This is a genomic window from Paraliobacillus ryukyuensis (assembly GCF_003315295.1).
Taxonomy (GTDB): Bacteria; Bacillota; Bacilli; order Bacillales; family Amphibacillaceae; genus Paraliobacillus; species Paraliobacillus ryukyuensis.
This window is the reverse complement of record NZ_QNRI01000014.1, coordinates 37,765-55,878: the sequence shown is the minus strand read 5'-3', so window position 1 is coordinate 55,878 and position 18,114 is coordinate 37,765. Positions and strand designations below refer to the sequence as shown.

The window sequence follows — 18,114 nt, the reverse complement described above, 5'->3', positions numbered from 1 at the left end:
GTGACACGTGCAGCTGACGAATACTAATCGATCGAGGACTTAACTAAATAACAAAAGTGGAAACGACCACAACAGTGGGAGTTGAAACTGGATGATATTCTAACGTTTGATACCCTTGTCTTTCTTATCTAGTTTTGAAGGTACATGCCTTTAAAACAAAGGTTTAGTGACAATAGCGAAGAGGTCACACCTGTTCCCATGCCGAACACAGCAGTTAAGCTCTTCAGCGCCAATGGTAGTTGGGGCTTTGCCCCTGCGAGAGTAGGACGTCGCTAAGCAAATGACAAAGCCCGTTGGATATTAATTCAATGGGTTTTTTTGTTTATTATAAAATGAACTGATCTTTATACCATTCAAACACAATTACTCTCTACATCTCTATTTTTACAAGCATAACAAAATAATAGAATCTTGATTTAAGAATGAATAAAAATTCTATTAATGGGTAAGCTAGAGGTATTGGAGGTGGAGCTAATGGAAGAAATAGAGAAATTGGAAACATGCGATGTTTGTCACAAAGGGCAGAAGGCCGGCATTCATCTTTATCATCTATTTATTTGTGAATCTTGCGAGCAAAAAATAATTAAAACCAACCCAGAAGACCCTTCCTATGCTTACTTTGTTAATAAACTAAAACAATTGAAAAAGAGAAAACAATATTCATAATCTATAAAACTCGTATGTTACTAAATACGAGTTTTTCTTTTTAATTTGATTTTTCCTAGGGCAATATTTGATAAGATATAGAAATAAAGATATAAAAAGAAAAAACTAAGGATGAACAAATAATGGATATGAACCAAGAGAAGACCCCCTTATTTAATAAATTAATGGAATTCCAAAAGCACAAACCAATTTCCTTACATGTACCTGGTCATAAAAATGGAACGGTTATTCCAACAGGATCAAAAGAGATCTATCAACGTATTATGTCGATTGATATGACAGAGCTAAATGGCTTAGATGATCTCCATGCACCAGAAGGAATTATTGCGGAAGCCCAAGATTTAGCGAGTGATTACTTTCAATCGCAAAAAACGTTTTTTTTAATCGGAGGTAGCACAGTAGGTAATTTAGCAATGATTTTAGCTACCTGTGGTGAGGGAGATAAGGTTATCATTCAACGAAATTGTCACAAATCTGTATGGAATGGACTGGAACTAAGTGGGGCAACACCAATTTTAGTTTCACCAGCTTTTGATAACGAAGTTGGGAGATATACTGTACCTAACAAAGGACAGCTCATAAAAGTGATTAACCAAAATCCAGAAGCTAGAGCAATTCTTTTAACTTATCCTGATTACTTTGGTCGCACCTATGATTTAAAGCCTATCATTGAAGCTGCTCATGAACAGCAAATCGCTGTGTTAATTGATGAAGCGCATGGTGTTCATTTTTCCATACCACATTCTTCTGTTCCTAAATCAGCTTTGGAACTAGGAGCAGACGCTGTCGTTCAATCAGCACATAAAATGGCACCTGCAATGACGATGACGGCTTTTCTACATATTGGTTTATCTACCAAATTACTGAATAGCGCTACCATCAGTCACTATTTAGCGATCCTACAATCAAGCAGTCCATCTTATCCATTACTAGCAAGTTTAGATACCGCACGGCATTATTTAGCAACACGAACCACAGAAGATATTGATTTCGTGTTAAATAGTGTGTTATCCATGCGTTCTATTCTGGCTACCAACGATGTTTGGAAACTGTTACCGTTTCATATTACAATTGATGATCCATTAAAAATTACGATTGAAGTTAGATCAGGATATGATGTCAATCAAGTAATCCGTTTGTTTGAAGAAAATCATATCTATGCAGAATTACAGACAGAAAACCAAATTCTGTTCATTCATGGTCTTGAAGTATTCAATGAATGGAGAAGACTTAAAACTACTGTAGAAAAAGTGACAAGGGAATTAAAAATAAATGAAAAACATGCTACAATAGAAAAGCATACAAATATATTTCCAAAACAAATTTCAAGTCTCCATTATTCGTATAAACAAATGAAGGAGTTAAATCAAGTATTTGTTTCTTGGGAGGAATCAATAGGAAAAGTTGCTGCCCAGCACATAACTCCCTACCCTCCGGGTATCCCAATCATTGGGAAGGGTGAGGTTATTGAAGTGGCCCATGTCCACCATATTAAGCAGTTACTAAATGCAAAAATCAAATTTCAACAACATAACATACAGCACATACAGCAAGGATTATATGTCTTTCTGTAACCATAGATGACTAGATATAAACGAATGTACAACAACAATACAGCGTGAATCAATTGTATCTGGGGCACATTGGCGTTTTTAAAGGAGAATGAACGTGGCAGGACTTTTTATCACATTTGAAGGTGGAGAAGGTGCAGGTAAAACCTCTGTTTTACAAGAAGTAACCACTAAACTAAAACAACATGGCTATAAAGTAGTAACAACAAGGGAACCAGGTGGTATTGCAATTGCCGAACAAATTAGAAATATTATTTTAGATCCTACTCACACAGAGATGGATGCACGAACAGAAGCATTGCTTTATGCAGCGGCAAGAAGGCAGCACTTAGTAGAAAAAGTGATTCCTGCTTTATCAGAAGGTAACATTGTTTTGTGCGATCGATTTATCGATAGTAGTTTGGCTTATCAAGGATACGCACGTGGTATAGGTATGGATGAAGTATGGAAGATCAATCAATTTGCAATTGATAATCGAATGCCTGATCTAACATTATTTTTTGATATTAAACCAGAAGACGGTTTAAAGCGAATTGGGCAAAATGAAAATAGAGAGCAAAACCGTTTGGATCTAGAAAACGTAACTTTTCATCAGTCCGTATATCAGGCGTATCAAATATTGCTTGATCGTTTTGCTGACCGAATGATAGTTATGGATGCCAATCCAACGTTAAATATTGTAGTAAATAACACTTTGCATGTTATTTTAGAAAAGATAAAAGAAAAACAAGCTAGTCACAATCGATAGGAGGAATAGGAAAATGAAATTAATCTTAGCTGTTTTACAAGACAAAGATAGTAATCGATTAACCGACGCCTTAGGTGAAAAAGACTTTAAAACAACCAAGCTATCGACGACAGGCGGTTTTTTAAAAGAAGGAAACACCACTCTAATGATAGGTTGTAATGACGATGCAGTAGATGATGCCTTAGAGATCATTAGAGATAATTGTAGTCAACGGGAACAAATGGTGGCACCAATTTCACCGATGGGTGGCAATGCGGATTCATATATACCAAGACCAATCAATGTAGAAGTTGGTGGAGCTACTGTATTTGTCTTACCAATCGACTCTTTTTTCCAGTTTTAAATGAAAACAATTGTACCTTTTGGCCAAATAAGCTATGAAGGAGCTAATATAGGTGAAAATTAATCAAGAAATGCGTGCGCAACTAGAAGCTACGAAAACAAAAGCAGTCACCAATCAAACGAATGGAAAAAGTTTTGATGCCATGGTTATTTCGCAAACACAAAAGCTACAACATGGGCAACTAACCGAATTGGTCAAAAACATTACCTTACAAGGTGAGCGATTAGCACGCTATCGCTCATTTAAGGACTTAGCAAAGTATAAACGCTTAGTAAAAGATTTTGTAAAAGAAGCGGTTCAGTACGGTATGGATCTTAATCATTCCCACAGTTTTAATTTCCACGGTAATAATCGAAAGTTAACACTTGTCAAAGAAGTAGATGAAAAGTTAGTACGTTTAACAGAAGTTGTATTGGAACAAGAAAAACGTTCGATTGATATTCTTGATTTAATTGGAGAAATTAAAGGATTACTAATTAATTTATATTCGTAATCGTATTCCGATAGCGAGCATGTTAATATGTAGGAGAAAACAGAGTTGAAATTCATTGAATTTCACTCTTTTTTTAGGATTTAAACTACATTAACACACTTTGATATCAGAAGTACGTTTTTTCTAGCATGTATTTAAATTATATAAATGCGTTTTTACACACTATTAATTCTGATAATGAAAAGGAAGTACACTATGGAGACTTGGAAGCAATTAGCAGCTGTTCAACCAGTGGCTACAAAAATGATGATGAATATGATTAACCAGGAACGAATTTCTCACGCTTACTTATTTCACGGACAAAAAGGAACAGGCAAGCAAGCTGTTAGTACACTCCTGGCAAAAAGCATATTTTGCACCAATAAAGTAGGGGAAGAACCTTGTCACACGTGCAAGAATTGTGTTCGAATTGCATCAGGAAACCATCCTGATGTTCATCACATTATTCCTGATGGAGCTTCGATTAAAAAAGATCAGATTTTGCATTTACAAAAAGAATTTACTTACACTGGATTAGAGTCAAATAGAAAAGTATATATTATTACGGATGCTGACAAAATGACGGTAAACGCGGCTAACCGTTTGTTGAAATTTTTGGAAGAGCCCAGTAAACAAACAACAGCGATCTTGTTAACGGAGAATGTTCATGGAATAATAAATACCATACGTTCTAGATGTCAAATTATTGCATTACGACCGCTTGACGAAAAGCAGATGCAATTATTGTTACAACGCAAGGGAATTTCTGAATTAAATGCTCGTTTATTTGCTGCACTCACGCATAATTTAGATGAAGCAGAAGCGTTGGATCAAGATGAGTGGTTTGCGCAGGCACGAAATTTAGTGGTACAATTAATTGACTTGCTTCAATTTAAAAGTGAGGAAGCACTATTGTTTATTCAAAAACAATGGATGCCTCATTTTGCAAATAGAGAGCAATTACAGCTAGGCTTAGACTTATTAGTTTTATGGTTTAAAGATATGATCTATCTTCATGTAGGGAAGGAAGAAAGCCTTGTTTACACCTCCTATAAAGAAAAAGTAGAAAAAAGTGTCATGTACTGGTCAAAAGACGATACAACAGAAGTGCTTTATGCTATGATGGAGGCAAAGAAAAAATTGGAACAAAATATCCATCCTACATTGTTGATGGAGCAACTAACACTGCGAATGCAGAGGTGAAAAAATGGTAGTAGTTATCGGAGTTCGCTTTAAAAAAGCGGGTAAAATATATTATTTCGACCCAGGAAAATTGACGATAGCAAAGGATGATTATGTTATTGTCGAGACGGTAAGAGGGGTTGAGTTTGGTAAAGTTGTTATTGCCAATAAGGATGTGGATGAAGAAGATGTAGTGCTTCCTCTAAAAAAAGTGATCCGTACGGCAACGGTAAAAGACAAACGCACGGTTGCAGAAAATCAAGAAAATGCTGCGGAAGCCTATCAAGTATGTGATACTAAAATTCAAGAGCATGAATTAGATATGAATTTGGTCGATGTAGAATATACGTTTGATCGTAATAAAGTCATTTTCTATTTTACTGCTGATGGGCGAGTGGACTTTCGTAACTTGGTGAAAGATCTAGCGGCCGTGTTTAAAACACGTATTGAATTACGTCAGATTGGTGTAAGAGATGAAGCCAAGTTATTAGGGGGCATTGGCCCTTGTGGTAGAATGCTTTGCTGTTCCACATTTTTAGGAGATTTTGAGCCGGTCTCAATTAAAATGGCCAAAGACCAAAACTTATCTTTAAATCCTGCCAAAATATCTGGTTTGTGTGGTCGTTTGATGTGCTGTTTAAAATACGAAAATGACGACTATGAAACAGCAAAAAAAGAACTTCCTGACTTGGGACAAACAATTAAAACACCACATGGAAGAGGAAAAGTAGTAGGTTTGAATATTTTAGAACGTATGATTCAAATAGAAATTCCCGAAAAAGAAAGAGTCATTGAGTATACGTTAGATGAGCTAATCGATGAGGGAGTTATTCATACGGAAGCCACGAAGTAATGGGGTGGAGGTAACGTGAATAAGAAAGAAGTATTTGAGCAAGTGTCTGATATGGAAGAACAGATTGGCCAACTCTATCAACAACTAGGGGATTTAAAAAATCATATGAGTGAGCTTTTAGAAGAAAATCATCGATTATCACTAGAAAATCATCACCTGCGTAATCGTTTAGATCATGAAATAGCAAACGAACAGGCTGGAGATGGCGAAGATGCAAATGGTGAAGTTTCTATTGGTGAAGGATATGATAATTTAGCCCGTCTATATGAAGAAGGATTCCATATTTGTAATGTTCATTTTGGGAGCCCTAGGCAGGATGAAGACTGCTTGTTTTGTTTATTGTTTCTAAACAAAACAAAATAATCGCAAGCAAAGGCTGATCATTTTAGGTAGATAACCTTAAAAGGTCAGCTTTTTTTATATGATAATATGTTCAATCGCTAAGTTGAAAAAGATAATAAAAAATAAAGCAGGATTAGACCTTCAGTTGTTTGCTTTAGAGGGGATGGAGAAAGAATGCAATTGAAAGCTGATGAACGAATGGATTATTTAACAGCTGATGGATCAATGCGAATTATTCAGAGCCCAACCGTATTTTCTTACTCTATTGATGCCATACTTCTAGCTGATTTCGCTCGAATACCATTGAAAAGAGGGAAAATTTTAGATTTATGTACGGGGAATGGCGTGATCCCTTTATTATTGAGTAATCGTTCGCAAGCGACTATTACTGGTGTAGAGTTGCAATCACGTCTATATGATATGGCCGAACGAAGTGTAGCAATGAATCAAAAGGAAGAGCAAATTGGGCTTATTCATGGTGATTTAAAAGAAATGCCAGCACGATTTGGCAATGATAAATTTGATACGGTTACGGTAAATCCACCGTATTTTCAAACAGAACATACGGCGCATCACAATAAAAATGAATATTTAACAATTGCCCGCCATGAAGTATATTGCTCCCTAGAGGATGTGATCAAGGCTTGTAGCAAGTTGGTCAAATCAGGTGGTAAACTAGCCATGGTTCATCGTCCCAATCGACTGGTTGAAATTTTAACGTTACTTAAAATGTATAAATTAGAGCCAAAGCGAATGCAACTTGTCTATCCGAGAGAAGGAAAAGAAGCAAATATATTATTAATTGAAGCAATCAGAGATGGCAATCCCGACTTACATATTCTATCTCCTCTTTATACTTTTGATCAACAAGGCCAATACACAAAGGAGCTCCATCGAATTATTTATGGAAAATAAACACGTAGTCTACATACTGGAGTGTAAAGATGGTACATTGTACACCGGTTATACCAATAACCTTATGCGTCGATTAGCGATGCACAAAGCAGGTAAAGGTGCTAAATATACCAGAGGAAGAGGGCCGCTCAAGCTTCGATATTATCAAGAATATGTAAGCAAACAAGCGGCAATGCAAGCGGAGTATGAGATGAAACAATTGAATCGTTTAGAGAAATTAAAACGAATCCGTGCTTTTGAAGAGAAGGAGGGGTATGATGCAGATACAGAAAAGTTTTGATCCAGTCGTCCGTACCATAGGGACTTTATATGTAGTACCGACGCCAATTGGTAATCTTGAGGACATCACAATCCGTGCATTGAATATCTTGAAACAAGTAGATTTGGTTGCAGCAGAGGATACAAGAAATACAAGAAAAATATTAAACCATTATGAGATCAGCCAGCCACTTGTTAGTTATCATGAGCATAGTGGGGACAAAAAAGAGCAAAAGGTAGTCCAAGAGCTATTAGCAGGAAAGCACGTAGCACTAGTAAGTGATGCTGGTATGCCAGCTGTTTCCGACCCTGGGAATCCATTAATAGATACAGCTATCAATGAATCGATTCCAGTAGTTGTATTACCTGGAGCAACAGCAGGATTATGTGCATTAGTGGCATCCGGATTGGATACGAGTCATTTTTATTTTTATGGCTTTTTACCAAGAAAAAATAAAGACAAGAAAGAAGCACTATCTTGGTTGGGCAAACTCCCAGATACGATTGTATTGTATGAATCACCTTATCGCATAAAAGATACATTAGCTGATTTATACACCTATTGTGGCAATCGACAAATAGCCATTGGAAGAGAGTTAACCAAACGATTTGAAGAATATATTCGTGGTAGTTTGGAAGAAGCAATGACCTGGGCAGAAACAGGTACGCTAAAGGGTGAGTTTTGTATCGTTATTGAAGGAAACGTCGGCACCGAAGAACTACTCAACAACGATACTTGGTGGGAAGGTCTTTCGTTAGTTGAACATGTACAACATTACATCAATCAAGAAGAATTATCTAGTAAAGCAGCAATAAAACAAGTTGCTGCCGAACGTGACCTCCCAAAGCGTGAAGTGTATCAAGCGTATCATGTCGAAAATTAGCAAAGCATAAGCGTTTCATTTTATATAAGCAAACAAAAAGAAGATGCCTTATCATAAGGCATCTTCTTCGTCTCTAGCATTTACTTGTTTAAGCGAGAGTTAATTTCATCAACAAGTGCTTGGGCACCTTCTGGGCTTAATACAAGTTTACCATCAGCTAATGATAGGTTATCATCAGAGATTTCTCCAGTAACTTGGCAAGTCATGCTTGGTTTATATTTTTGAAGGATGATTCTTTCATCATCAACGTAGATTTCTAGTGCGTCTTTTTCATTGATTCCTAGTGTGCGACGAAGTTCAATTGGAATAACTACGCGTCCTAATTCGTCAACTTTACGTACAATACCTGTAGATTTCATATTATTTCTCCCCTTATTCAAAAATGATTTCGTCATTATTCGACAATTTCTATATTAAACATACCAGGAATTTCTATATGTGTCAATTGATTTATTAAAAAAAGTAAGAAATAAGGAAAAACACTTAATGAAATATAGTTTTTATTTAAATATTAGTGGTTTCTTTTCTTTTATATATAAAAACAACACAAATTTTACGCTTTTTAATTTTACATAGCAAATAATTGAATTGGAAATTTTTTAAATAGATAAAACAGTTTTGTAATTATTTATATGTCGATATATGCGCTTTTTCCTATTCGAAAACCGTTTAGTGATGGAAAAATCATTTTAAAACCGATACAATAGGAAGAAATGATTATTACAGACAAAAAATAACCATCTGTTTTGCATGACAAATAAAAATGGTGGATAAGCTGTAGAATTAGGAGGTAGTGTACATGGCCGAAGAAAAAAATACATTTTATATTACAACACCCATTTATTATCCTAGTGGGAAATTACACATTGGAAATGCCTATACAACGATCGCGTGTGATGTTGTTTCGCGTTATAAACGTATGAAAGGATTTGACACGTTTTACTTAACAGGGACAGATGAGCATGGACAAAAAATTGAGAAGAAAGCGCAAGAGCTTGGTCAATCTCCACAAGAATATGTGGATGGAATGGCGCAAAACATTCAAGATCTTTGGAAGTTATTGAAGATCTCTAATGATAAATTTATTCGAACAACAGATAGCTATCATAAAGAGGTTGTAGCTAAAATCTTTGAAAAATTGAAAGCACAAGGGGACATCTATTTAGATCATTATGCTGGTTGGTATTCGGTGTCAGATGAAGAATTTTTCACTGAAACTCAACTCGCTGAAGTTTACCGTGATGAAGCGGGAAATGTCACTGGCGGTGTAGCACCAAGTGGACATGAAGTAGAATGGGTAAAAGAAGAATCGTATTTCTTCCGCATGAGTAAATACGCAGATCGGTTACTGCAATATTATGAAGATCACCCACACTTTATTCAACCAGAATCTCGTAAAAAAGAAATGATTAATAACTTTATTAAACCAGGATTAGAAGATTTAGCTGTTTCTCGTACAACCTTTGACTGGGGGATTCCGATCTCCTCTAATCCAAAACACGTCATCTATGTTTGGATTGATGCATTAACCAACTATATTACAGCACTTGGTTATGATCCTGATCTAGGTGGTTTTGAACATCAACCAGAATCATTTAAAAAATATTGGCCAGCAGATGTACAAATGGTTGGAAAAGAAATCGTTCGTTTCCACACGATTTATTGGCCAATTATGTTAATGGCGTTAGATTTGCCACTGCCTAAAAAAGTGTTTGGGCATGGTTGGCTATTGATGAAAGATGGGAAAATGTCCAAATCTAAAGGAAATGTCATGTATCCTGAATTTTTAGTGGGGCGTTATGGAATTGATCCAATGCGTTATTACTTAATGCGTGAAGTGCCATTTGGAAATGATGGTATTTTTACGCCAGAAGATTTTGTTTCGCGTATGAACTATGATCTATCCAATGATTTAGGAAACTTATTAAATCGTACAATTGCGATGATTAACAAGTACTTTGATGGAAAAGTCCCTACCTACAACGGAAATGTGACTGCTTATGATCAAGATTTGCGTCAGCTAGCAGAAGAAACAGTGAATACGTATGAAACAGAAATGGATACGATGCAATTCAGTCAAGCACTAGCAGCAGTGTGGAAGTTCATTTCACGTACCAACAAATATATTGATGAGACCCAACCATGGATGTTAGCGAAAGAGGAAGATAAGCGTGAGGAGTTAGCAAGTGTGATGGCACATCTAGCTGAAAGCTTGCGTATCGTAGCGACACTATTACAACCTGTCTTTATAGAAACATCAGAAAAAATCTTTCACCAATTAGGTTTGGATCCAGCACAAGATGGCGTGTGGGATAGGCTGTCATTTGGAGCGTTTCCAGCTGATACTACTGTGGTAGCTAAAGGAGAGCCCGTGTTCCCTCGATTAGATAAAGAAGAAGAAGTAGATGCAATTCAAAATGCAATGACAGGTGGAAGTGGATCAGGACAAGAAAAAGAATGGAAACCCGAAGAAGTAGAGCTTTCCATAAAAAAAGAAATTAAATTTGATGCTTTTGAACAAGTTCAATTGAAAACTGCGGAGGTAATTACTTGTTCGAAAGTAGAAAATGCCGATAAATTGTTGAAATTCCGCTTAGATGCTGGTGACAAAGGCGGACATCGTCAAATTTTATCTGGAATTGCAGAGTACTATAAAGATCCTGAAGCACTAGTAGGCAAAAAAGTAGTCATTGTAGCTAATTTGAAGCCGCGCAAAATACGAGGTGAAATTAGTCAAGGGATGATCTTATCTGCAGAAGATGAAGATGGAAACCTGTCAGTTGTTACTGTTTCTAAAGAACTTCCAAATGGATCAGCTGTAAAATAATAACGACACAAACGCTTATCGATACCAATGGATGAGCGTTTGTTTTTCGAAATGAACTTATAGGAGGGGTAGCGTGTTATTTGATACGCATGTACATTTAAATGTCGAACAATTCGATGAAGATCGAGAAGTCGTTATCCAACGTGCTAAGGAAACAGGCGTGGAGCATATGGTAATTGTCGGTTTTGACCATGAAACAATTCCAAAAGCGATTGAGTTAGCAGAAACATATGAACAGTTTTATGCAGCGGTAGGTTGGCATCCAGTAGATGCGATTGACTTTACTGAAAAAGAGTTAGCATGGCTTGAGGAGTTAGCCAAGCATCCAAAAGTAGTTGCTTTAGGAGAGATGGGATTAGATTACCATTGGGATAAATCCCCGCATGATGTCCAAAAAGAAGTATTTAGAAAGCAAATTCGCTTAGCGCGTAAAGTAGGGATGCCAATTATTATTCATAACCGCGAAGCCACCGAGGATATTATTGCTATTTTACAAGAAGAGAATGCAAAAGAAGTAGGTGGAATCATGCACTGCTATAATGATTCACCAGCATATGTTCCTGCTTGCTTAGATATGAACTTTTACATTTCGTTAGGGGGACCCGTCACGTTTAAGAATGCTAAGTTGCCAAAAGAAGTAGCAAAAATGGTTCCGTTAGATCGACTACTCATTGAAACAGACTGTCCGTTTTTAGCTCCTCATCCCAATAGAGGGAAAAGAAATGAGCCAGCCTATGTTGCATTAGTAGCAGATCAAATTGCTTCTTTACGTGGAATAACAGTCACTGAAGTACAGCGTGCAACAGAAGAAAATGCAAAGCGTTTGTTTGGCATAAAAGATAAGAATGCCACAGGTTGATTTGCTTATTTTACTGAAATGTTACGGAAAAACCGATGTGTAACCTTTTTTTAATATAGATGAAATAAAAGAATGTTTAGCTAGTATAAAGTCTGTTATAGAGCGGTTTTTCCTTGTTACAATGCCGTTTTTGCCTATTTGACTCCCTTTTGTATCGTATATATAATACAACAGCGGGTATGAAGGAGGCAAAAAGCATGAAACACATTTCAAAGCAATTGCCAACGATGATCAATAAAAAGTTGGTAATACCTGTTGTTTCTGTCATGTTGTTGTTTGCGTTTGTAGCGTATGTAACTTATGAAGCAACGAAAGTGCAAGTTGAAGTTACATTAAATGGTGAGACGCAAACAGTAGAAACACATGCTAAAACAGTTGCAGATTTAATGCAAGAACTTGATGTAACCATCGGAAAACACGACGCAATTTCACACAAAAAAGATGAAACGTTAACAACCGATATGAATATAGAATACAAAAAAGCAAATAAGATTGTGTTAACAACAGGAGATCAATCAAAAACTTATTACACAACGGAAGATACCGTTGCAGCGTTTATGAAACAAAAAGGTATTTCTGTAGGTGAACATGATCAATTATCTGTAGATCCATCTGAATCTATTGAAGGTGGAATGGAAATTAATCTTGACAAAGCGATTCAAGTAACGATTAACGATGGTGGAGAAGAATCTAAAGTATGGACGACAACAGATACTGTTGGAGATTTACTTAAAGAAGCATCCATTACGTTAAATGACCTTGATCGTTTAAAGCCTGAAAAAACAAAAGCTGTTACAGCTGATTCAACTGTAACAATCACCCGCGTAGAAAAAGTGACGGATGTTGTAGAAGAAAAAACAGATTATGCAACCGTTAAGAGAAACGACAACTCATTATCAAAAGGGAAAGAGCAAGTCGTTGAATCTGGAAAAGAAGGCTTAGTCGAGAAGAAGTATGAGGTTACCCTAGAGAATGGGAAAGAAGTAGGCAGAGAATTACTTTCTGAAGAAGTAAAAAAAGAAAGTGAAAACCAAGTAGTTGCGGTTGGAACAAAGGAAATTCAAAATACCAAACAAAATACGGTGTCTCGTGGAGATAGTAACACAACAAAAACGTTATATATGCATGCCACAGCCTACAATTGGGACTGTAAGACATGTAGTGGTTCTGGTAAAACAGCTACCGGATATAATTTAAAAGATAACCCTAATGGCGTTATTGCGGTTGACCCAAGTGTTATTCCATTAGGTACAAAAGTTTACGTAGAAGGCTACGGTTATGCAGTAGCTAGAGATACTGGTGGAAACATCCAAGGAAATCGTATTGATGTTCATATGCCATCGCAATCTGCTGCAAGAAACTTTGGGTCCAAAGAGGTAAAAGTTAAGATATTAGATTAATTCGTTAAAGGAGTTGCCGATAAAGGCAGCTTCTTTTTTATATGATGCTAATGTATTTTATGTGAGGGATACTTGCTTACTCATTACTGAGAACACTATAATATAACAAGATAATGTGATGGGAGAATAAGTTGTGCAAATTAAAGAAATTATTGTGGTAGAAGGTAAAGATGATACAGCTAAAATTAAACAGGCAGTAACTGCAGATACCATTGAAACAAATGGCTCAGCAGTTAATCAGAAAACAATTGATTTAATCAAGCATGCGCAAGAAAAGCGAGGGGTGATCATATTCACCGATCCGGATTATCCCGGTCAACGTATAAGACACATTGTTTCGCAATCGGTACCAGGTTGTAAGCATGCATTCTTAACAAAGGAAGAGGCGCGAGCCAAGCGAGATAAGGGGATTGGTATTGAGCATGCATCAGTTGATGCTATTCGTGATGCTTTAGGTGCGGTATATGAATTAACAGAGGTGCAGCCTATAGCCATTACGAAAGAAGACTTAATTGCACTTGGTTTAGTGGGAGGCCCTCAAGCAAAAACACGAAGAGAAAAGCTGTCCCAAATGCTACGCATAGGCTATACCAATGGAAAGCAATTATTAAATAGATTACACATGTTTCAAATTTCAAAAGATCAATTAGCAAAAGAAATGTCAGGCATTTTTCAGGAGGAACAAAATGAGTCTTAAGGCAATTGCTACACCAACAAGAACAAAAGAAATATTAGCGAAATACGGCTTTTCATTTAAAAAAAGTCTTGGTCAAAACTTCATTATCGACGTCAATGTATTAAAGAATATTATTGAAACAGCAGAAATTGATCAACAAACAGGTGTGATGGAGATCGGACCAGGTATGGGAGCTCTGACGGAACAGTTAGCACTTTATAGCAATCATGTAGTTGCATTTGAAATTGATCAGCGGTTAACACCAATCTTAGAAGAGACATTAAACCCTTATCAAAACATCTCCATTGTTTATCAAGATGTGTTGCAAGCAGATGTAGCTAACATTATTGCTACTCACTTCTCACCTGAACAAGATGTTAAAGTAGTCGCTAACTTACCGTATTATGTAACAACACCGATATTGATGCGATTATTAATGGATCGGTTACCAATCTCCAGTATAACGGTAATGATTCAAAAAGAGGTAGCAGATCGTATGGCAGCCAGGCCAAATACGAAAAGCTACGGTTCATTATCAATCGCTGTGCAATATTATACAGAGGCTAAAGTTGCTTTAAACGTACCAAAAACAGTTTTTATGCCGCAACCAAATGTTGATTCTGCAGTATTACACTTACAAATTCGCACAACGCCATTAGTTAAGGTGAATGATGAGTCGTTCTTTTTTGATCTTGTGCAGGCCTCCTTTGCGCAAAGAAGAAAAACATTACGAAATAACCTTTCACGTCATTTTTCTGAGCAATATACCAAAGAGGAACTAGAAAATAAAATGCTTCAAGCAGGAATTGATGGCACTCGACGTGGGGAATCATTATCTATTCAGGAATTTGCTAATTTAGCTAATGTATTTGTGTAAGACATGACCATATGCACAACTCGCCGACTTTCACATAGGCTATAGTTATAAAGCCTATCGGAATATGAGGTGAGTGAAGAATGGTTTTTGTCGTTGGGGACATTGTCACCAGAAGTTCTTATGATCATGATATTCTTTTTCGAATAAATACGATAAATAATAATACGGCTATCCTTCACGGAGAAGATATCCGTTTAGAGGCAGATGCACTATTATCCGATTTAAGAAAAGCGCAAGAACGGGATATTTTAAGTTGGAAAGAGCAAGAAAAGATGAAACAGGATTATTCATTTCGTTTATTTCGTCAAGACTACCAGTTAATGAAAGATAAACGTCATTATGAATCAACAGGCGGGTACTATCAGACTGAGAATTATTTTCAGCTTCCTGCGCGTGTATTGCATTTAGACGGCGATCGTATGTATTTAAAAAAATGCATTGAGTTATATCAACGTGTTGGTTTGCAAGTCCACGGTCTTTATTGTGACGAAAAAGAGATGCCCCAGGAGGTTGGTCGTTTAATTAAGAAGATACAACCAGATATGATTATCATTACAGGTCATGATGCCTTTTCACGTAATAAAGGTGGAAAGAACGATCTACAAGCATATCGCCACTCCAAATATTTTGCAGAGACAGTAAGAGAAGCGAGAACTATTATACCAAACGTAGATCAATTAGTTATTTTTGCTGGTGCCTGTCAATCACACTTTGAATCATTAATTAGAGCAGGAGCCAATTTTGCAAGCTCGCCATCCAGAATTAATATTCATGCATTAGATCCCGTTTATATTGCTGCTAAAGTGGCGTACACATCGTTTATGGAAAAAGTCAGTGTATATGATGTACTTCGTAATACGCTAACTGGTGAGAAGGGATTAGGGGGCATCGAAACGAAAGGTTTACTTCGGACTGGCATGCCTTATATTGAAGAAGATTTAACAGAATTACGTAAAAAAGAAGGCAAGTAAGAAAACCTTCTTTTTTTGTACATAATTTTAACATTTTTGTGAAACAATAAAAAACAACCAACCCAGTTAGAAAATATTTAGTTGACAAGAAAAACAATGTATTGTTATAATAAAATATTTTATTGACTGTTATACAAGCATGTGGTACACTATATGTAGTGAGGTGGAGTATATTGGCAAAAACATTAGTCGAAATTAAACAAGGTCTTGATTGTCGAATTGGTAAACGTTTAAAATTAACGGCCAATGGTGGAAGAAGAAAGACGGTTGAACGATTTGGCACACTAGCCGAAACCTATCCAGCAGTATTTATTGTTGCTTTAGATCAAGATGAGAATGCGTTTGAACGTGTCTCATATAGTTATGCAGATATTTTGACGGAAACAGTAGAATTAAACTTCATCGAAGACAGAAATGCTATAGCAGTAGGAGAGCAGTAAACCTTGTTTGCTGCTTTTTTTATTACTCAGATATAACTCTAAGCAACCTTACCTTTTATTTTCATAATAAATCTTAACGTGTTGGTCATACTATAGATGTCGGCCTAGTTATTACAAGAAGGGAACGATCTCTAGTGAGCAGACGTCGAGGCATTATGTCCGATCGATTGAAGGAAGAGATTGCCAAAGAATTAGGTTTTTACGACACCGTTCAGAAAGAAGGTTGGGGCGGTATTCGAGCAAGAGATGCTGGTAATATGGTGAAACGAGCAGTGCAAATGGCAGAAGAACAACTAGCAAGAGACAAATCCTAACGGGTTTGTCTCTTTTTATCTTGATAAAGTAAATGAGATAAGAACAGGATATTGTTAACTAGAAACTTGAAAGAAAACGTATGTAATGATATATTTAGTGGAAAACATTCGGTTCTGAGGTGTAGGTATGAAAAGAAGTGATCGTTTAATTGGTATTACCAATTATATTATAGAACATCCAATGCAATTAATTTCTTTGCCATTTTTCGCAGAAACCTATCAAGCGGCAAAATCATCGATTAGTGAAGACTTAACAATTGTTAATAATATGTTGCAAAACGAAGGATTAGGTTACCTAGAGAGTGTAGCAGGGGCTTCTGGAGGTGTGAAATATGTACCACAGTATGATAAACAGCAAAGTGAAACATATATTGAGTCATTATGTCGCCGTCTAGAAGATCCAGAGCGTCTGTTATCAGGTGGCTATTTGTTTATGAGCGATATCCTCGGCGAACCGATCACTGTTCGCATGATTGGTCGTTTGTTTGCAACAAGATTCGCGTCGCTGAATATTGAAGCGGTAGTAACGGTTGCGACCAAAGGAATCCCGATTGCTTATGCTGTTGCGTCTTTCTTAAATGTTCCAGTTGTGATTGTGCGCCGAGATCCTAAAATTACGGAAGGTTCGACTGTTAGTATTAATTACGTTTCTGGCTCATCAAGAAAAATACAAACCATGGTACTAACCAAACGAAGCTTAGAACAAGGTGCTAAAGTGTGTATTATTGATGACTTTATGAAAGCCGGTGGAACGATAGATGGGATCAAAAGTCTGTTAAAAGAATTTGATGCAGAAGTAGCTGGCATCGGTGTACTAGCAGAAGCGGAAGATGAAGAAGATGAACGCGTTGTAACTGACTATACGTCCCTAATTAAAATCTCCAACGTAGATGTGCGTAGTCAACAGATTGACGTACAAAAAGGTAATTATTTTGAAATGGAAGAATAACTATGTCGTTTACCTTTTTTATATAACTACTCTTTATTATGAAAACGCTACTTTTTTAATGAAAATATAAAATTTAACAATTTTTTTTGAAAAATAGGCAGGAATTCCTGCAGATGTGTGGAATTAAGGTAAGTAAGTTATATGGAAAAAGGTGGTGAGCATAATGGAAGTAACAGACGTTAGATTACGCCGCGTAAATACGGAAGGAAGAATGCGAGCAATCGCTTCTATAACGTTAGATCAAGAATTTGTTGTACACGATATTCGTGTGATTGACGGGAATAATGGTTTGTTTGTTGCTATGCCTTCTAAACGTACACCAGATGGTGAATTCAGAGACATTGCACATCCGATTAACTCTAGTACACGTGGAAAGATTCAAGATGCAGTATTAGAGGAGTATCATCGTGCAGGGGAAATGCAAGTACAATATGAGGGAGCGGGAGCTTCGTAAATCACGCACTGCTGTCTTGAGTCTAATCTACATGATTAGACTTTTTTCTTTGCTCAAAAAGATTTGTTACTAACAATACTAGTATTTTTGTTGAAATAGCTTGTATTTTAAGA

At 36.6% G+C, this 18,114-nt stretch carries 22 protein-coding genes and 1 rRNA gene; 22 read left to right on the top strand and 1 reads right to left on the bottom strand.

All coding sequences use genetic code 11. The features are described 5' to 3' along the window. Positions 1 to 162 precede the first annotated feature (162 nt). The 12 genes from rrf to rsmI all read left to right on the top strand — a co-directional run bounded on the left by rrf (position 163) and on the right by rsmI (position 8,234). A 5S ribosomal RNA gene (rrf, locus tag DES48_RS14740) occupies positions 163 to 278 on the top strand. 196 nt (positions 279 to 474) lie between these two features. After that, positions 475 to 666, top strand: coding sequence for a sigma factor G inhibitor Gin (locus DES48_RS14735; RefSeq protein WP_079707592.1), 192 nt, complete (start codon positions 475 to 477; stop codon positions 664 to 666). A gap of 122 nt (positions 667 to 788) precedes the next feature. Further along, entirely contained in the window at positions 789 to 2,240 is a 1,452-nt protein-coding gene (locus tag DES48_RS14730) for an aminotransferase class I/II-fold pyridoxal phosphate-dependent enzyme (RefSeq protein ID WP_113870075.1), read from the top strand. Between the two features lie 94 nt (positions 2,241 to 2,334). Then, positions 2,335 to 2,985 carry a dTMP kinase gene (tmk, locus tag DES48_RS14725; RefSeq protein ID WP_113870074.1) on the top strand — a complete coding sequence of 217 codons (651 nt, stop codon included), beginning with the start codon at positions 2,335 to 2,337 and terminating at the stop codon, positions 2,983 to 2,985. Positions 2,986 to 2,998: 13 nt separating this feature from the next. Then, the gene (locus tag DES48_RS14720) at positions 2,999 to 3,328 is read left to right on the top strand and encodes a cyclic-di-AMP receptor (RefSeq protein ID WP_079707589.1); all 330 of its coding nucleotides are present in this window, start codon (positions 2,999 to 3,001) and stop codon (positions 3,326 to 3,328) included. A 52-nt stretch (positions 3,329 to 3,380) separates the two neighbouring features. Further along, the gene (locus DES48_RS14715) at positions 3,381 to 3,821 is read left to right on the top strand and encodes a YaaR family protein (RefSeq protein WP_079707588.1); all 441 of its coding nucleotides are present in this window, start codon (positions 3,381 to 3,383) and stop codon (positions 3,819 to 3,821) included. 195 nt (positions 3,822 to 4,016) lie between these two features. After that, entirely contained in the window at positions 4,017 to 5,003 is a 987-nt protein-coding gene (gene holB, locus DES48_RS14710; protein WP_113870073.1) for a DNA polymerase III subunit delta', read from the top strand. Positions 5,004 to 5,007: 4 nt separating this feature from the next. After that, positions 5,008 to 5,835 (top strand): PSP1 domain-containing protein, encoded by an 828-nt coding sequence (locus DES48_RS14705; RefSeq protein ID WP_113870072.1) that lies wholly within the window; start codon positions 5,008 to 5,010, stop codon positions 5,833 to 5,835. Between the two features lie 15 nt (positions 5,836 to 5,850). Continuing rightward, positions 5,851 to 6,198 (top strand): DNA replication initiation control protein YabA, encoded by a 348-nt coding sequence (gene yabA / locus DES48_RS14700; RefSeq protein WP_079707585.1) that lies wholly within the window; start codon positions 5,851 to 5,853, stop codon positions 6,196 to 6,198. 153 nt (positions 6,199 to 6,351) lie between these two features. Continuing rightward, the gene (locus tag DES48_RS14695) at positions 6,352 to 7,092 is read left to right on the top strand and encodes a tRNA1(Val) (adenine(37)-N6)-methyltransferase (RefSeq protein WP_113870071.1); all 741 of its coding nucleotides are present in this window, start codon (positions 6,352 to 6,354) and stop codon (positions 7,090 to 7,092) included. Continuing rightward, the gene (locus DES48_RS14690; protein WP_079707601.1) at positions 7,082 to 7,372 is read left to right on the top strand and encodes a GIY-YIG nuclease family protein; all 291 of its coding nucleotides are present in this window, start codon (positions 7,082 to 7,084) and stop codon (positions 7,370 to 7,372) included. Before DES48_RS14695 ends, DES48_RS14690 begins: the two co-directional genes overlap by 11 nt. Continuing rightward, complete coding sequence (gene rsmI, locus DES48_RS14685; RefSeq protein WP_113870070.1) at positions 7,350 to 8,234, top strand: 16S rRNA (cytidine(1402)-2'-O)-methyltransferase; 885 nt, start codon at positions 7,350 to 7,352, stop codon at positions 8,232 to 8,234. The genes DES48_RS14690 and rsmI overlap by 23 nt, the downstream gene beginning before the upstream one ends. A gap of 80 nt (positions 8,235 to 8,314) precedes the next feature. Here rsmI and DES48_RS14680 read toward each other — a convergent pair whose 3' ends face one another. Beyond that, positions 8,315 to 8,593: a transition state genes transcriptional regulator AbrB gene (locus DES48_RS14680; RefSeq protein WP_079707603.1), complete on the bottom strand. Its 279-nt coding sequence runs from the start codon at positions 8,591 to 8,593 to the stop codon at positions 8,315 to 8,317. Positions 8,594 to 9,033: 440 nt separating this feature from the next. Between DES48_RS14680 and metG the strand changes: the two genes are divergently transcribed. The 10 genes from metG to spoVG all read left to right on the top strand — a co-directional run bounded on the left by metG (position 9,034) and on the right by spoVG (position 18,001). Beyond that, positions 9,034 to 11,061, top strand: a complete 2,028-nt coding sequence (gene metG / locus DES48_RS14675; protein WP_113870069.1) for a methionine--tRNA ligase — start codon at positions 9,034 to 9,036, stop codon at positions 11,059 to 11,061. 73 nt (positions 11,062 to 11,134) lie between these two features. Further along, positions 11,135 to 11,920, top strand: coding sequence for a TatD family hydrolase (locus DES48_RS14670; RefSeq protein WP_113870068.1), 786 nt, complete (start codon positions 11,135 to 11,137; stop codon positions 11,918 to 11,920). A 197-nt stretch (positions 11,921 to 12,117) separates the two neighbouring features. After that, on the top strand, positions 12,118 to 13,320 hold the full coding sequence (locus tag DES48_RS16465) for a resuscitation-promoting factor (protein ID WP_113870067.1): 1,203 nt from the start codon (positions 12,118 to 12,120) through the stop codon (positions 13,318 to 13,320). Between the two features lie 133 nt (positions 13,321 to 13,453). Beyond that, positions 13,454 to 14,017 carry a ribonuclease M5 gene (rnmV, locus tag DES48_RS14660; protein ID WP_113870066.1) on the top strand — a complete coding sequence of 188 codons (564 nt, stop codon included), beginning with the start codon at positions 13,454 to 13,456 and terminating at the stop codon, positions 14,015 to 14,017. Continuing rightward, complete coding sequence (gene rsmA, locus DES48_RS14655) at positions 14,007 to 14,873, top strand: 16S rRNA (adenine(1518)-N(6)/adenine(1519)-N(6))-dimethyltransferase RsmA (RefSeq protein ID WP_113870065.1); 867 nt, start codon at positions 14,007 to 14,009, stop codon at positions 14,871 to 14,873. The genes rnmV and rsmA overlap by 11 nt, the downstream gene beginning before the upstream one ends. Positions 14,874 to 14,953: 80 nt before the next feature. Further along, complete coding sequence (gene yabG / locus DES48_RS14650; RefSeq protein WP_113870064.1) at positions 14,954 to 15,844, top strand: sporulation peptidase YabG; 891 nt, start codon at positions 14,954 to 14,956, stop codon at positions 15,842 to 15,844. Positions 15,845 to 16,017: 173 nt separating this feature from the next. Further along, entirely contained in the window at positions 16,018 to 16,284 is a 267-nt protein-coding gene (veg, locus tag DES48_RS14645) for a biofilm formation stimulator Veg (protein WP_079707610.1), read from the top strand. 134 nt (positions 16,285 to 16,418) lie between these two features. Next, the gene (locus DES48_RS14640) at positions 16,419 to 16,598 is read left to right on the top strand and encodes a small, acid-soluble spore protein, alpha/beta type (RefSeq protein WP_079707611.1); all 180 of its coding nucleotides are present in this window, start codon (positions 16,419 to 16,421) and stop codon (positions 16,596 to 16,598) included. A 127-nt stretch (positions 16,599 to 16,725) separates the two neighbouring features. Beyond that, complete coding sequence (gene purR, locus DES48_RS14635) at positions 16,726 to 17,547, top strand: pur operon repressor (RefSeq protein ID WP_113870063.1); 822 nt, start codon at positions 16,726 to 16,728, stop codon at positions 17,545 to 17,547. A gap of 163 nt (positions 17,548 to 17,710) precedes the next feature. Continuing rightward, positions 17,711 to 18,001, top strand: a complete 291-nt coding sequence (gene spoVG / locus DES48_RS14630; protein ID WP_079707613.1) for a septation regulator SpoVG — start codon at positions 17,711 to 17,713, stop codon at positions 17,999 to 18,001. Positions 18,002 to 18,114 lie beyond the last annotated feature (113 nt).